General features: G+C 56.7%; 11 protein-coding genes. 8 read left to right on the top strand and 3 right to left on the bottom strand.

Going from position 1 to position 15,141, the window contains the following annotated elements; genetic code table 11:
• Positions 1 to 37: 37 nt before the first annotated feature.
• The gene (locus EYY67_RS02605; RefSeq protein WP_131692754.1) at positions 38 to 2,815 is read right to left on the bottom strand and encodes a flavocytochrome c; all 2,778 of its coding nucleotides are present in this window, start codon (positions 2,813 to 2,815) and stop codon (positions 38 to 40) included.
• Positions 2,816 to 3,396: 581 nt separating this feature from the next.
• On the opposite strand from EYY67_RS02605, the gene EYY67_RS02600 reads away from it, so the two are divergent.
• Positions 3,397 to 4,908, top strand: a complete 1,512-nt coding sequence (locus EYY67_RS02600) for an anion permease (protein WP_095921965.1) — start codon at positions 3,397 to 3,399, stop codon at positions 4,906 to 4,908.
• Positions 4,909 to 4,977: 69 nt separating this feature from the next.
• On the opposite strand, the gene EYY67_RS02595 is transcribed toward EYY67_RS02600, so the two are convergent.
• Positions 4,978 to 5,643 carry a GntR family transcriptional regulator gene (locus tag EYY67_RS02595; protein WP_095921964.1) on the bottom strand — a complete coding sequence of 222 codons (666 nt, stop codon included), beginning with the start codon at positions 5,641 to 5,643 and terminating at the stop codon, positions 4,978 to 4,980.
• 187 nt (positions 5,644 to 5,830) lie between these two features.
• On the opposite strand from EYY67_RS02595, the gene EYY67_RS02590 reads away from it, so the two are divergent.
• The 7 genes from EYY67_RS02590 to EYY67_RS02560 all read left to right on the top strand — a co-directional run bounded on the left by EYY67_RS02590 (position 5,831) and on the right by EYY67_RS02560 (position 13,382).
• Positions 5,831 to 7,324, top strand: coding sequence for an ABC transporter substrate-binding protein (locus EYY67_RS02590; protein WP_131692753.1), 1,494 nt, complete (start codon positions 5,831 to 5,833; stop codon positions 7,322 to 7,324).
• The gene (locus EYY67_RS02585) at positions 7,321 to 8,166 is read left to right on the top strand and encodes an ABC transporter permease (protein ID WP_095921963.1); all 846 of its coding nucleotides are present in this window, start codon (positions 7,321 to 7,323) and stop codon (positions 8,164 to 8,166) included. Before EYY67_RS02590 ends, EYY67_RS02585 begins: the two co-directional genes overlap by 4 nt.
• A 1-nt stretch (position 8,167) precedes the next feature.
• Complete coding sequence (locus tag EYY67_RS02580) at positions 8,168 to 9,082, top strand: ABC transporter permease (protein WP_095921962.1); 915 nt, start codon at positions 8,168 to 8,170, stop codon at positions 9,080 to 9,082.
• On the top strand, positions 9,079 to 10,461 hold the full coding sequence (locus tag EYY67_RS02575) for a M20 family metallopeptidase (protein ID WP_095921961.1): 1,383 nt from the start codon (positions 9,079 to 9,081) through the stop codon (positions 10,459 to 10,461). The genes EYY67_RS02580 and EYY67_RS02575 overlap by 4 nt, the downstream gene beginning before the upstream one ends.
• Positions 10,462 to 10,524: 63 nt before the next feature.
• Positions 10,525 to 11,523 (top strand): 1-aminocyclopropane-1-carboxylate deaminase/D-cysteine desulfhydrase, encoded by a 999-nt coding sequence (locus EYY67_RS02570; protein ID WP_095921960.1) that lies wholly within the window; start codon positions 10,525 to 10,527, stop codon positions 11,521 to 11,523.
• A gap of 1 nt (position 11,524) precedes the next feature.
• Positions 11,525 to 12,523 (top strand): ornithine cyclodeaminase family protein, encoded by a 999-nt coding sequence (locus EYY67_RS02565; RefSeq protein WP_095921959.1) that lies wholly within the window; start codon positions 11,525 to 11,527, stop codon positions 12,521 to 12,523.
• Entirely contained in the window at positions 12,516 to 13,382 is an 867-nt protein-coding gene (locus EYY67_RS02560) for a sulfurtransferase (protein ID WP_131692752.1), read from the top strand. Before EYY67_RS02565 ends, EYY67_RS02560 begins: the two co-directional genes overlap by 8 nt.
• On the opposite strand, the gene EYY67_RS02555 is transcribed toward EYY67_RS02560, so the two are convergent.
• Complete coding sequence (locus tag EYY67_RS02555; protein ID WP_095921957.1) at positions 13,379 to 15,007, bottom strand: dipeptide ABC transporter ATP-binding protein; 1,629 nt, start codon at positions 15,005 to 15,007, stop codon at positions 13,379 to 13,381. The genes EYY67_RS02560 and EYY67_RS02555 overlap by 4 nt on opposite strands.
• Positions 15,008 to 15,141 lie beyond the last annotated feature (134 nt).

The raw sequence follows: 15,141 nt of genomic DNA, 5'->3' as shown, positions 1-15,141 counted from the left end.
CGTGGATTTTCACTTTTAACACTGACGTTCTCACGCGTTATCTTTTGGCCAGCGCCGCCGCATTTTTCCCGGCAAGAATGCCGAAGATAATGATGTCGGCCACCGCGTTACCGCCGATGCGGTTCGCGCCGTGGATACCGCCGACCACTTCCCCTGCCGCCCAGGCACCGGTGATCACCTGTTTCTGTGCATCCAGCACGGCGGTGTCGGTGTTAATGGTGACGCCGCCCATGGTGTGATGCACCCCCGGTGCGATACGGATGGCAAAGAACGGCCCCTGATTGAGCGGATGACGCAGCGCAGTGGTACGGCCAAAGTCCTCATCCTTTTTCTCCACCACGAACAGATTGTAACGCTCCAGCGTATCGGCCAGCGTCTGCGGATCGATATTCAGCTTCACCGCCAGTTTTTCCGGTGTCGGCGCGCTGAGCACAAACCCTTTGGCGATGTATTCGTCGGCGGCTTTGTTATTCGACCGCACCTGTTCATCGAAAATCACCCACGCACTTTTCTCCGGCAACGCGATGATTTCCGCCGACACTTTGTCGCGGGTTTCCATTTCGTTGTAGAAACGCTTTCCGGCCTGACTGATCAGGATCGCGCCACCGCCACGAATGGCTTCTGAAATCAGATAGGAGGTGGTCTGCTCCACCGTCGGGTGGATTTGAATTTCGCCCATATCGACGGTATCTGCACCAATCTTCTGCAACATGGCAATGCCGCTGCCGGTCGCGCCCGCATGGTTGGTGGTGACAAAACCGTCCAGTTCAGGGCGGTATTTCACCACCATTTCACGGTTGGCACTGAAACCGCCGGTGGCGACAATCACGCTTTTCGCATTCAGAATGCGGCTGTCGTTGTATTCATCCACCACTTTCACGCCGGTCACCACGCCGTTTTCCGACAAGATTTCCGCCACCGAGGTTTCAAGCAGCACCTCGATGTCGCGCTTGTTGATGTTCTTCACCAGACCGCTGATCAGGAAACCACCTACCGCAGAACGGTCCGCCGGACGGTGCGTACGGTCGATGCTCATGCCGCCGGTGATGGTGATATCGTTAAGTTCGATCTCTTTCGCCGCCAGCCACTCCACCGCTTCCGGTGCCAGTTCCACAAACTCGCGCAGCAACACCGGATTGTTTTTAAACTTGCCGCCTTTCAGCGTTTCGTCATAGAACAGATCTTTGCTGTCTTCGATGCCTTTCAGTTTCTGGAAACGGGTTTCTGCGGCGTTCATCCCGACGGAGGCTTTAATGGTGTTACCGCCGATGGTTGGCATCTTCTCGATGATCACCACATGCGCCCCTTCGTCATGTGCCTGAATCGCCGCTGCAAGACCCGCGCCCCCGCTGCCGACCACGACAACATCGTAGTTTTGCGGTGCCTGCGGGTTGCCGCCTTCTTCAATCACATGCTCTTTGCTGGAGGTGGCCAGCGCGCGGGAAACGGCTTTTTTCAGCGCCTCACTCTGCGTGGTCGCGCCGGTAATGGCGTCAACGTGCGGGCTGTTGGCGACCAGCATACGGGTACGCAGACTTTCAAACGTAGTGGTGAAATCGACATCCAGCGAGTCGTCCTTCACCAGCGCAATATCGGTGATACGGTCGGTGTCCAGCGTGACGCTGATTTTCAGCTTGAGGGCTTCGGCTTCCACTTTCTCCTGATACACCCCGGCTTTGTATTTGCGGCCAGTGACGCTGGTATCGCGGATCATGGCGTCAACCAGTGAGAAGCGCCACAGCGGTTCAGGGATGTTCAGCTCTTCGCGTTTATGGCTGTCGATGAACAGCTCAAGGTGGTCGTTGTTGATGATGCGATCGGCCCAGTCGGGATAAGCAATACAGGCCTTACCAATCGCGATCAGATCAAAGCCGTATTCCAGCCCCTTTTCGGCATCGGCTTTATTGATCACGCCCCCGACGCCAATCACCGGTACTTTGGCCAGCGTTTCTGATCGCATGGCGCGGAATTTAGTGATCAGCGGTGTCGGATCCTGCGTATCAACAATCGATGGACGCAGCAACTGGCCGACAGAGAAATGTACGTAATCCAGCCCGCGCGCCGCGAGTTTTTCCAGCAGATACATCGTGTCGTCAAAGCGGATACCCGGCACTTCCAGCTCTTCCGGCGAGAAACGGTAGCCGATAATAAAGGAAGCATCAGCAAAGCGTTCCGCCATTTTGTGGGTAATGTCGAGCACTTCCAGCGGGAATGTCGCGCGTTTGTCGCGGTCACCGCCCCACTTGTCCGTACGCTGGTTGGAGTTCGGCGAATAAAATTGCTGGATCAGATAGGTGTTGGCCCCGTGGATCTCCACGCCATCAAACCCGGCTTTGATCGCACGGTTCACCGCATCACCAAACTTGGTGACCATGGTTTCGACTTCTTCACCGGTCAGTTCTTTCGGGGTGGTCGCGCCTTCACGCGGCGCAGCGATGGCGCTTGGCGCGACGGGCGTACGGCCGCCGATCAGTTCCGGCTCGACCATCCGGCCACCGTGATAAATCTGCAGGATCGCTTTGGAGCCTTTGGATTTGATGGCATCGGCAATTTTCTTCAGGCCGGAGATTTTGTTGTCGCTGTCGATGGCGATAGCGCCGGGGAACGCCGGTCCCATGCGGTCAATGAAGCAACATTCGACAATGATGGTGCCGATGCTGCCGGCACGGTCGCGATAATATTCCACCAGTTCGCTGGTCACCGTGCCGTCATAAAACCCCGTACAGGTGGTCATCGGCGCCATCAGCAGGCGGTTTTTCAGTACCGCACCGTTGGGCAGTGTGAGCGGATTCAGAACCGGGGTGAGCTTATTCATTATGATCAACTCCGAAATGTGTGAGTCTTGAATTTTTTCGTGGCCGCATTTTTTACCGTATAAACTTCCCGTTTAATTAAGCAGCTCGATGCAGGTGATAAATAGAGAAATCTGTGGCGTATTTATTTAGGTTACGCGGTGAAAATGGGCGTGATAAACGTTAAACAAGCAGGCGTTGTTTATTTACCCGACATGAAAATCAATACCACCTTCAATTGTTAATGATGAGTTGACAAAAATCAACTTTAGATTAACATAAAAAATCTCGCCTGCAAAATCAGCAAGTTGACGTCAAAAACTGGCGTTTGCACCAATTTACTCTACATTCACATAAGCGGGTTCTTCTGAGAAAAAAATAACCACAATTTTTATGTTGTTATTTGATTTAATATAAGCGGATGCATCACATCTTTTGCGCTAAGAATAATAGTAATGTCTTAATTTCGTCACAGCGGTGACATCGTCATTACGTACCGCTTAACACATTTCCGATTAAGAATAATGAATGGTTTTCTGAATCAGAAAACACTCACAGATAACCGGGGCATCAGGCTCACTCTCACACACGGGCAAACCACATTATGAAACCCACATCCACGCTCAATGACCCCGCCAAGGCCGCACCGCCTGCCGCGGGGCAAAAAAAACATCTGATTATGCTGTTCCTGCCGGTACTGGTGTCCGTGCTGTTACTGCTGACACCCGTCCCTGCGGGGCTTGAACCTTATGCCTGGCATTTCTTCGCCATCTTCGTCGGCGTGATTGTCGGATTGATTTTTGAACCCCTTCCCGGCGCAGTCATCGGCCTGACCGGGGTGGTGGTCATCGCCCTGTTCAGCCAGTGGCTGCTGTTCAGCCCGGAAGAGATCGCTAACCCGAAATTTAAGATGCCGACCGAGGCTTTCAAATGGGCGGTCAGCGGATTCGGTAACTCCACCGTCTGGCTTATCTTCGGCGCATTCATGTTCGCTGCCGGTTATGATAAAACGCAGTTTGGCCGCCGTCTGGCGCTGATCCTGGTGAAATATCTCGGTCGCCGCAGCCTGACGCTGGGCTATGCGATTACTTTTGCTGACCTGCTGCTGGCACCCTTCACGCCATCCAACACCGCGCGCAGCGGCGGCACGATCTACCCGATCATCGCCAACCTGCCGCCGTTGTACGGTTCCAAGCCGAATGACCCGAGCGCCCGTAAAATCGGTTCTTATCTGATGTGGGTCGCGATCACCGCCGCCTGTATCACCAGCTCGATGTTCCTCTCGGCGTTAGCCCCGAACCTGCTGGCACTGGCGTTAGTCAAAAGCATCACCGGCTTTACGATTTCGTGGGGCATGTGGTTCCTGGCATTTCTGCCGCTGGGCGTGCTGCTGATCCTGACCATGCCGCTGCTGGCCTACTGGTTTTATCCGCCGGAAGTGAAGGTCAATGACGAGGTGCCGCGCTGGGCGACCAACGAACTCGAGAAGCTGGGCAAACTGTCGCGCAACGAAATCCTGCTGCTGATCTTCGTCTGTTCCGCCCTGCTGATGTGGATTTTTGCCGCATCGTGGATTGAACCTGCGATGGCTGCGCTGCTGGTGGTGGTGCTGATGCTGTGGACCGGCGTGCTGAACTGGAACGACATCACCAGTAACAAACCGGCCTGGAACACCTTCGCATGGTTTGCGACGCTGGTGGCGCTGGCGGACGGCCTTGCCCGCGTCGGCTTTATCGCCTGGCTGGGGAAAGAAGGCGGTCAGTTGCTTAACGGATTCGACCCGCAGGTGGCGGCCGTGATGTTGCTGATAGCTTTCTTCCTGCTGCACTATCTGTTTGCCAGTACCACGGCGCACACCACCGCGCTGTTACCGGCGATGCTGACCATTGCGGCGGCGATCCCGGGCATTAACATGCCGGTTTACTGCCTGATGATGGTGACCTCGCTGGGCGTGATGGGGATTATCACCCCGTACGGCACCGGCCCGAGCCCGATTTACTACGGCAGCGGCTATCTGCCTACCAAAGACTACTGGCGTCTGGGCACCATCTTCGGGGCGATTTTCCTCGGCGGTATGATGCTGATTGCCTATCCGTGGATGGTATTGATGTTCTGATGCGTTAACCTGCCAGACTGCACCATGCAGTCTGGCAACCCCTTATTTCTTTCATTCCCGCAACTCTGTTCATTCTTCCTGAAAATAATGCTTCCCGAGGATTGCTGCGCCGTCATCAATCGATTTGTGGATAAGCTTCACACAACGTTTAGCATCACCTGCTTCCAGGGCCAGTAACAGCTGATCGTAATTGTGCTGCCCCTGCGCCATATGCGGCGACTGCGGATAGAGATAGTTGAAGCACGGACCTATCTGCACCCACAGCTGCTCAATCAGCGACGTCAGCGTCGGCATTGCGGCCATTTCATACAACATGAAACGAAACTCACGGTTGGCCTCTAAAGCGCCCTCGACGTTGTTTTCGACTTTCGCTGCCATGAATCTGGCATTCAGCGTTTTCAGCAAAGCAATGTGTTGCGCAGTGATCTGCTCACAAGCCTGCGACACCGCCAGACCTTCAAGATTTTTGCGGATAAGCGTGATTTCCTGATACCGCGCCAGCGCAATTTTAGGCACCAGAAAAGCCTGTGCGGGCGTGGCATCCAGTGCCCCCGCCGACACCAGACGCAGCAATGCCTCGCGCACCGGCGTCACGCTGGTACCGAGTTTCTCAGCAATTTCCTTGGTCACCAGTCGCGCGCCCGGCTTGAGTACGCCGACAATCAACGCCCCTTTCAGCTTAGCTTCCACCTGCATGGTCAGACTGACGCGCTGCGCTTTTTCCATCTCAAACATGTGACATTTTCCTTTAGCAAAATAATGGCTTTTCTTTTGCGGTTTAATCCGTAGCTTGCAAAAAATACATTATATAGGATATATCATGTATTGAGGAATTGAATATTGATTGACCATTTTTGTGACGCACCACCTTCACGTTAATTCCGTCAACACGTCTGGCGGCTTCACTTTGGGAATGACCGTAATGAGAATACCTGCCTTCAAACTGGCTTCACTTGCCCTGTTTATCAGCCTGACAACACCGGCTGTTTTCGCCTCTGAACTGGTGATCGCTCAACCCGCTTCGGCCACGGCAATGGATCCGGGATTCCTGAAAGAGTCTGCCACGCTGGTAGATAATCTGTTCGATACGCTGGTGCTGCGCGACGCCAATATGCAGTTACAGCCGGGGCTGGCGACCAGCTGGAAATCGCTGGATGATACCACCTGGGAGTTCACGCTGCGTCAGGGTGTGAAATTCAGCGACGGTGAGCCGGTCAATGCACAGGCGGTGAAATTCTCAATCGACCGTATTCTCGATCCCGCTCAGCACGCGCCGACCATTTCCTATATCCGCACCATTAAATCCGTGGAAGTCACCGGCGAGTATCAGGTGAAAATCCACACTACCGGACCGGATCCGTTGTTGCCGACCCGCATGAGTCGCTACCCGACGTACATTGTGCCACCCGCGTATGTCACCAAAGTCGGTGCGGCGGAATTTGCCCGCAAACCAGTGGGTTCCGGCGCGTATACGCTGACTGCGTTTATCCCCGATGAAAAAGTGGTGATGCGGGCCAACCCTGATTACTGGCGCGGCAAGCCCGCAATCGATACTGTCACCTGGCGTCCGATACCGGAAGCCACCGGGCGCATTACCGCCCTGCTGACCGGTGAAGTACAGCTGGTTGATGGCGTTCCGGCGGATCTGGTTCCGGCGCTGAAAAACAAACCAGGCGTGCATCTGGAACAGGTGAAAAATGGCGGGCTGACCATTTACCTCGGCCTGAAGAACGACCAGAAACCGCTGAATAATGTGCGTGTCCGTCAGGCGTTATCGCTGGCGCTGAACCGTGCGGCTTATACCCGCGATTTGTTGCATGGTTTCGGTACGCCGACCGGCACCATGGCCGGACCGAAAGATTTTGGTTATGAGGCCATTCCCGCGCCCGTGCAGGACATTGCCAAAGCCAAAGCATTACTGGCCGAAGCCGGATATCCGCAAGGTTTCACCCTGCGCTTCCAGGCGCCACGCCGCTATATCGCCAGCGCCGACGTCGCCCAGGCGATTGTGCAGGATCTGGCAGCTATCGGGGTGAAAGCTGAACTCGAAGTGCCGGAATGGTCGGTCTATACCCAGCAGGTCGCGGCACAAAAACAGGCGCCGATGTACATGCTGGCGTGGGGCTCAACGCAAACACTGGACGCCGATGCCGCGCTGTATCCGATCCTGCATTCGGGCGAACCTTATTCCACCGTGAATTCTCCTGAACTGGATGCCCTGCTCAACAGCAGCCGCACCACGGTCGATGCGGCCAAACGTGAGAAAATTTTGCAGCAGATACAGCAGGTTGTGGCACAACAGCAGCCGCTTATCCCGCTGTACAAAGAAGATTCCCTGTATGCCAGCGCTGACAACGTGACCTTCACCGGCCGCGCTGATTCACGTATCCCGCTGTTTGACCTGAGGATTAAATGATTTCACTGCGAACCACCTTGCAAAGGAAACCCCGCCGCCGGTTTTATGGCGACGGGATCCTCGGCGGGCTGTTGCTGCTACTGGTGATTGTCCCGGCGCTGCTGGCGCCGTGGCTGCCGCTGCCGGATGCATTAACCAACGACCTGGCTGCGGCCTTTTCGCCGCCGGGCGGCCATCATCTGCTGGGCACCGATCAGCTGGGGCGCGATTTGCTGTCGCGTATTTTATCCGGTACGCGGCTCTCGCTGATGGTAGTGCTGCTGGCCGCGGTGATTGCAGCAGTGATCGGCTCGGCGCTGGGCATGATTGCCGGTTATACCGGCGGCTGGCTCGACGCGCTCATCATGCGCCTGATGGATATTCAGCTGGCGGTGCCGTTTATCCTGCTGATCTTACTGGTGATGGCGCTTTTTGGCGCATCGCTGACCAACATCATCCTGATCATGGGCGTGACCAGCTGGGCGATTTATGCCCGGGTCGCCCGCGCCAAAACGCTGGAAATCCGCGAGCTGGAATTCATTGAATCAGTCAAAGCCATGGGCTTTTCCACCCCGCGCATTTTGCTGCGCCACGTGTTACCTAACCTGATGACACCCCTGATTGTGCTGCTGACACTGGATATCCCGCGTCTGATCGTGCTGGAAGCTTCAATTGGTTTTCTCGGCATGGGCATTCAGCCGCCGACGCCGACGCTCGGCAATCTGATTGGCGAAGGCCGTTCTTACATGCTGCTGGCACAGTGGCTGGTGCTGTGGCCGGGGCTGGTGATCGCAGCACTGGTGATTGGCTGTAACCTGCTCGGTGACAGCCTGCTGCGCAAAACCCACACGAGGCTCGACTGATATGCTGCCTTATCTTTTGCAACGCCTCGGGCAGTCGGTGCTGGTGATGTTTGGCGTATCACTGCTGATTTTTTACAGCCTGCATCTGACCGGCGACCCGGCGGCAGTAATGATGCCGCCAGGCTCAAGCCAGCAGGAAATTGACAATTTTCGCCACAGTATGGGCTTTGACCGCTCGCTGACGTGGCAGTACTGGCATTATCTGACCGGCGTTTTACAGGGCAATCTGGGGGAATCGCTGCGTTACAGCCAGCCGGTCACCGAACTGATAGGCCAGCGCGTTCCGGCCACTTTGCTGCTGGCTTTCACCGCGTTGCTGTGGAGCACCGTCGCCGGTTTGCTGCTCGGCATCCTCAGCGCGTTATATCAGAATACGTGGTGGGATCTGCTCTCGCGCCTGCTGGCTTTCAGCGGTCAGGCGGTGCCGGTATTCTGGCTCGGTCTGCTGCTGATCATCGCCTTCAGTCTTCATCTGCGCTGGCTGCCTTCCGGCGGTTATGGCAGCGCCAGTCAGCTGGTGATGCCCGCCATCAGCCTTGGCGCGTATTACATGAGCGCCATTGCCCGACTCATCCGCGCCAGCCTGATTGATGTGCTGCAACAAGATTACATCCGCACCGCCCGCGCCAAAGGGCTGAGCCGCTGGCGTATCGTGGTTCGCCACGGTTTACGCAATGCATTGATCCCGGTGATTACCGTGCAGGGCATGTATTTTGCCTCCTTGCTCGGCGGTGCGCTGGTGACTGAAATCATTTTTGCCTGGCCGGGCATCGGCCGCCTCGCCGTTCAGGCCATCCAGAACCGTGATTTCCCGCTGGTACAGGCCATTGTGCTGCTTGCTGCACTGGTGTTTGTCGGCATCAACCTGATTATTGATTTGCTGTATGTGGTACTCAATCCGAGGATCCGCCTGTGACGATTTCCATTTCCCCACAGTTACAACCGACTCTCGATTTACTCCATGCGATGACGCCGTTCGCCAGCGTTTCCGGCCAGCTCAGCCCGCAGCGTGAACTGGCGCAGTGGCTGGAAGACTGGATCCGCCAGAATCTGCACGGCGTGCCGGTGTTGCAGGTCAGCGCACAAAATGACGAAAACACGCCGCCGCTGGTGCACATGCGCATTGAGCGTCAGGCGGCAAAAACGCTGGTGCTTTACAACATGTACGACGTGATGCCCGCCACGGACGACGGCTGGGAATTTCCGCCTTTTACCGGCGGTATCACCGAATGGCCGGGCACCGGCGCGGTGTATATCGCACGCGGCGCGGAAAATAATAAAGGGCCGCTGGCAGGCATGCTGATGGCGTTGAAATCACTGTGCGATGCGGATCAGCTGGGCGTCAATCTCGAGATCATTCTCGAAGGTGAGGAAGAAACGGGCAGCGGCCGGTTGCGCCGCTATCTGGCACAGGAACCCTGTCCGGTAACGCCCGCCGGTGCTGTGTTTTTCCCGTCGCTGTGTGAATACGGCGGCGGCGAACCCCGCGTATATCTGGGTTTCAGCGGGCTGAGCGGTGGCCGTTTACGCGTCAGCGGCGGGGCGTGGGGCGGCCCCCATGCGGCAATCCACGCCAGTAACGCCAACTGGATTGCTAATCCGGTATGGCGGCTGGTGAATGCCCTTCACGCCATTGCCCCCGCCGAAAAAAACGGCGTGATTGCCCGTCAGCCTGTCGATGATCCGGCAAACCAGCTACTGCGTACGCTGGCTGAACAATTCAGCATCCGTGATGAACTGCGCTTTCGCCGCAGCGAAACCCTGTCGGTGAGTGGCGATACGCTGGCCTGCCTGCAACAACTGATTAACGGCGCGGTGCTCAACATTTCAGAAATCCGCAGCGATCCGCAACAGGCGCGTGGCGTGATACCACACAGCGCCAGTGCGGAACTTGCATTGCGCGTGCCGCCGGGCATTGACGGTGAAAACCTGCTGGCAGATATCTGTCAGACGCTCAGCAGGTCGGAATTCGACGGCGTGGAACTTGAACTGGATGACAGCTATCCCGGCCACCGTTTCCCACGCCACAGCCCCGGCGTCGATGCCCTGCTCGCCAGCTATCGGACTCAGGGTGCAACACCACAGGTCTGGCCGTGGGCACCCGGCTGCGCGCCGGCGTATACCTTTGCCCGCATCGCTCCGGCCTTTCTGACTGGCGGCCTCGGTCACGGTGGCAATGCCCACGGCATCAATGAATTTGTCACCCTGCGCGGGCTGGAACGCTTCCAGCAATCCGTCACCGACTGGATCCATTTTTTTACTCAGGACATCCCATTTTCTGCCCTGCCGGAATAATCCGGCGAGGCTTTGCGGCAACACCCGGGAAAGTTTTAAAAGATAATCACCAGGAAAATTATGATGAAACAAGCAGATGATTTTGAACGTGTTTCACTGGGATTCTTCCCCACACCGCTTGAGCGCCTTTCGACACTGGGCGATTCACTCGGCATCACGCTGGATATCAAACGTGATGATTACACCGGTTTCGGCGGCGGCGGTAATAAAGTCCGCAAGCTGGAATATCTGATGGCTGACGCCTGCCGCCAGCAGGTTAACGTGGTCATCACCACCGGCGGGCACCAGTCCAACCACGCGCGGATGGTGGCAGCAGCGGCGCGTAAGTTTGGCATGAAACCGGTGCTGGTACTGCGTGGTAATCAGCCGGAAACCTATCAGGGCAATCTTCTTCTCGATAAGCTTTTTGGCGCGGAACTGGAGTTTCTCGACCCCGACGGTTATTTCACCCAGATTGAAGGCGCGATGAATGCCCATGCTGAGGCCGCTCATTCACGAGGCGAAAAGGCACTGATCATCCCGCTCGGCGGTGCCACGCCGCTCGGGGCGTTGGGTTATGTGCGCGCCATCGAAGAAATGGACGCTCAGCTGAAAGAACGCGGCCAACTGCCACCGGACGTGATTGTCGCCCCGACAGGTTCCGGCGGTACACTGGCCGGACTGTATGTCGGCGCACGTAAATACTGGCCGGATACCAAAATTGCCGGCATCAGCGTCAGTGCCAAAGCGGAATGGTTCCAGACCCGTATTTCCGCCATGGCGCAGGATTGCGCTGATTTGCTGGAATGGCCGCAAAACTGGACGCAGGAAGATATCTGGATTGAAGACGGTTACGTCGGCACCGCCTACGGCGTACCGTCTGACGGCGGCATTGACGCCATCTACCGCGTCGCACAAGCCGAAGGTGTGCTGCTGGATCCGGTCTACACCGGCAAAGCCATGCATGGTCTTATTAACCTGGTCGGACAAGGCAAAATCAGCACAGGTTCACGGGTAATATTCGTTCACTGCGGCGGCTCACCGGCGTTGTATCCCTTCGCACAAACCTTGCTGGAGCATTGAGATGACGCAGGGTTTTCGCTATCTGAGTCAGGAGGATGTGATTACGCTCGGTGGTACGCGGGCGCAGGCCGCACTGGATGATGTGCGTGACGTTGTCACCTTAATGCGTCAACAGCAGGCGCAGATGCCCGCGGAAACCCACGTCAGTCTCGCCGGTGCACGGGGAAAAGCTTACGCATTGCCCGCTTATGTCGGCGGACGGTTTAACGCTGCGGGCGTGAAATGGACAGCACATCGTCCCGATGCACACGACGGTCTTCCACAGGCGATGGCGATGACGCTGATTAACCGTGCGGACACCGGCCTGCCGCTCGGGCTGGTAGAGAGCGCCGGGCTGACCGCCACCCGTACCGCCGCCGTTTCGGCGCTTGCGTTACGGCATGCCGCGCCGCAAAAGGTACAACACGTTCTGCTGCTCGGCACGGGTGTACAGGCTACCGCGCACCTGGACATGCTGCGACAGCTTTTTCCGCATCTTAAGCAGGTCAGCTGGTGGAGTCGCAGCGCATCCACCTTTGCGACGGACACTGAAAACCTGCCGTGGCCGCTGATCAGAATCACAGATTTACAGCATGCCTGCGCACAAGACGCCGATGCGGTGATCACCTGTACCAGTGCGGCCGAACCGTTGGCCGGCACGGAGGTCATCCGCCCCGGACGTCTGATTATTCAGGTGGGTTTTCACGAAGTGGCGTTTGAGGCGATTGCCCTCGCCACAAAAGTGGTCGTCGATTTGTGGGGGAATTTCTGCGAAACCAGCGCCAAAAGCCTCTTCCAGATGTACCGCGCCGGGCAATTTTCCCCGGACCTCGTTGATGCTGACTTAAGCAATCTGCTGCTCGATGGCTGGCGGCCTGCGCCGGATGACAGCGTGTATTTTTCCTCATTTGGCCTCAATGTTTTCGATATCGCCCTGGCAGCACGTGTGCTTGCACTTGCTCAGCAACAGGGAACCGGCACGCTGTTACCGCTTTTTCCGGAGTCATTTTACCTTGCCTGATTATTTCGCATCACCCTTGCCAAACATCATTATCAGCGCCGCAGAACTGCTCGGGCGCCACCAGAATGGCGAAAAATTTGCGCTGATTGATGTCCGTGAAATCGCGCAATGGCAGACAGCAACGCTGCCCGGCGCACATCATCTGAATGTTTATGATTACTTTATTCCGGACAGCACGCAGGCCGGTGTGAACAGCCTGCTTAATGCCTTTCAGCGAGCCTGGCAGGCGCTCAACATCAGTGACAACGTCACAGTGGTTTTTTTTGAGCAACAGGTCGGCATGCGTTCCCCGCGCGGTGCGTGGTTCGCGTTGTGCGGCGGCATCCGCCAGCCGTTAGTGCTCGACGGCGGGCTTGACGCCTGGCAACGCGCAGGCGGTGACGTGATGCAGGGAACCGGCAACAGTGCAGTGATCCGCGCTGAAAATCCGGATTACCGTGTGCCAGACAGTGAGGAGATCGCACCGCTAAACGCACTGACGGCGACACGCGCGCAAGTGCTTGCAGCAGGAACGACCGGCGCGCAAATTCTTGACGCCCGTCGTCCGTCAGAATTCAGCGGTGAATTTGCCCATGAATGCTGCCACCGTGCCGGCAGAATTCCCGGTGCGAATTTGTTGTTCTGGGAGGATGTGGTAGACAACGGCGCGTTTCTTGATGCCGGAGAAATCCGCCATCGCGCAGACAAAGCCGGGTTACAGCCCGACCGGCAGGTGATCATTTATTGCCACCGTGGCGCACGCGCCGCCACGGTATTTACAGCCCTACAACTGGCGGGTTACCCGCAACTGGCCATTTATGTCGGCTCCTGGCATGAATGGGCAGAACATTCTGAACTGCCGCTGCTGACGGGGTGTTAACTGGCCTTACGCAGTTGCAGCGCCTGCGTAATATCCGGCGCTGCCGCCAGCAAAGTTTGCGTGTAAGGATGCTGCGGCGCGCCCAGCACCTGCGCCGTTAGCCCGCTCTCCACGATTTTGCCGTGATAAAGCACCACCACGCGGTCGCACACCTGTTTTACCGCAGCCAGATCATGACTGATGAACAGCACCGTCAGACCAAGTTGCTGACGGAGTTCATCCAGCAGCGCCAGGATCTGCCCGCGCACCGACAGATCTAACGCCGACACCGCTTCATCGGCCACCAGCAAATCTGGCTCTAACGCCAGCGCACGGGCAATGGCCACCCGCTGGCGCTGACCACCGGAAAACTCGCCCGGTAAACGGTTGGCGTGATGCGCTTCCAGCCCGACCTGTTTCAGCAATTCGCTAACCCTCGCCTGAATCTCCCCGGCTGGCCGCAATTTGTACACCCGCAGCGGTTCGGCAATCTGCTCACCAATGGTCATTTTAGGATTGAGGCTGGCGTAAGGATCCTGAAAGATAATCTGCGCCCGGCTGCGCATTTTCTGCCGCGTGGCTTGACTGGCACGGGTCAGGGAAACGCCGTCAAATTCAATATCGCCGCTGTCGGTTTCCGTCAGGCCGATGATCGCCCGCCCCAGCGTAGTTTTCCCCGAACCTGATCCGCCGATCAGCCCCAGAATTTCGCCACGACGGATATCCAGCGAGGTCGGGAAAAGCACCGTCTGACGTTTTGCTGGCACGAACGGCAGGCGCTGCGCCTGCGGATAGCTTTTGGTCAGTTCGCGCAGACGAACCAACGGCAATTCGGTGCTGATCTCAGCGGTGGCCGGGCGGGGTTCAGACTGCGAGGCGGCAATCAGTTTGCGGGTGTATGGTTCCTGAGGATCAGTCAGCAATTTTGTCACCGACCCTTCTTCCACCAGATTTCCCTGATGCATAACGTAAGCGCGATCTGCGTAACGCGCCACCACGCTCAGGTCGTGGGTGATCAGCAGCACGCCCATGTCCATTTCCTGCTGCAATTCCAGCAACAATGTCAGGATCTGCGCCTGAATGGTGACGTCCAGCGCGGTCGTGGGCTCATCGGCAATCAGCAGCGACGGCTTACAACTTATGGCACTGGCAATCATCACTCTCTGACGCATGCCGCCGGAAAGCTGGTGAATATACTGTTTCGCACGTTGTTGCGGATTCAGGATGCCAACACGGTCCAGCAACGCAACGGCCTCGCGGTGCGCCTGCTTCCAGTTCAGTCCCTGATGACGTACCAGCACTTCGGCGATCTGCTCGCCGACTTGCAGTACCGGATTCATGCTGGTCATCGGTTCCTGAAAAATCATCGCCAGCCGTTTACCGCGCGCCGACGCGTCAAATGCACCCTGCGGACTGGCAATTTTCTTGTTCTCAAGCCAGATTTCACCGCCTGTCATATTCACACCAGGCGGCAACAATCCCATCAGCGCCAGCGAACTCAACGTTTTTCCCGAACCGGATTCCCCCACCAGCGCCACCATTTCACGGGAATTCACCTGCAGGGATAATGGTTTGACCAGCGGTGATCCGGCATCGGTATGAATGGCGAGATGGGTAACGTCGAGTAAAGGTCTGGCAGTCGTCATAGCGGTGGTCCGGCGAAGAATTAAGCATTGAGAATATATCGTATATCTTCCGGCGACAACATTAAAGGCAGCGAGACGATAGATTAATTTCTGCTAATTAATGATGATTTATCGTGGTTTCTTCGTGAGATGCG

Source organism: Rahnella victoriana (genome assembly GCF_004330295.1).
GTDB lineage: Bacteria > Pseudomonadota > Gammaproteobacteria > Enterobacterales > Enterobacteriaceae > Rahnella > Rahnella victoriana.
The sequence above is the reverse complement of the archived record's forward strand: the minus strand, read 5'-3'. Positions and strand labels throughout refer to the sequence as shown.

Coding starts and splice junctions, on each gene's coding strand:
- EYY67_RS02600 (WP_095921965.1), top strand. CDS start 3,397: ATGAAACCCACATCCACGCTCAATGACCCCGCCAAGGCCGCACCGCCT.
- EYY67_RS02590 (WP_131692753.1), top strand. CDS start 5,831: ATGAGAATACCTGCCTTCAAACTGGCTTCACTTGCCCTGTTTATCAGC.
- EYY67_RS02585 (WP_095921963.1), top strand. CDS start 7,321: ATGATTTCACTGCGAACCACCTTGCAAAGGAAACCCCGCCGCCGGTTT.
- EYY67_RS02580 (WP_095921962.1), top strand. CDS start 8,168: ATGCTGCCTTATCTTTTGCAACGCCTCGGGCAGTCGGTGCTGGTGATG.
- EYY67_RS02565 (WP_095921959.1), top strand. CDS start 11,525: ATGACGCAGGGTTTTCGCTATCTGAGTCAGGAGGATGTGATTACGCTC.
- EYY67_RS02595 (WP_095921964.1), bottom strand. CDS start 5,643: ATGTTTGAGATGGAAAAAGCGCAGCGCGTCAGTCTGACCATGCAGGTG.
- EYY67_RS02570 (WP_095921960.1), top strand. CDS start 10,525: ATGAAACAAGCAGATGATTTTGAACGTGTTTCACTGGGATTCTTCCCC.
- EYY67_RS02555 (WP_095921957.1), bottom strand. CDS start 15,007: ATGACGACTGCCAGACCTTTACTCGACGTTACCCATCTCGCCATTCAT.
- EYY67_RS02605 (WP_131692754.1), bottom strand. CDS start 2,815: ATGAATAAGCTCACCCCGGTTCTGAATCCGCTCACACTGCCCAACGGT.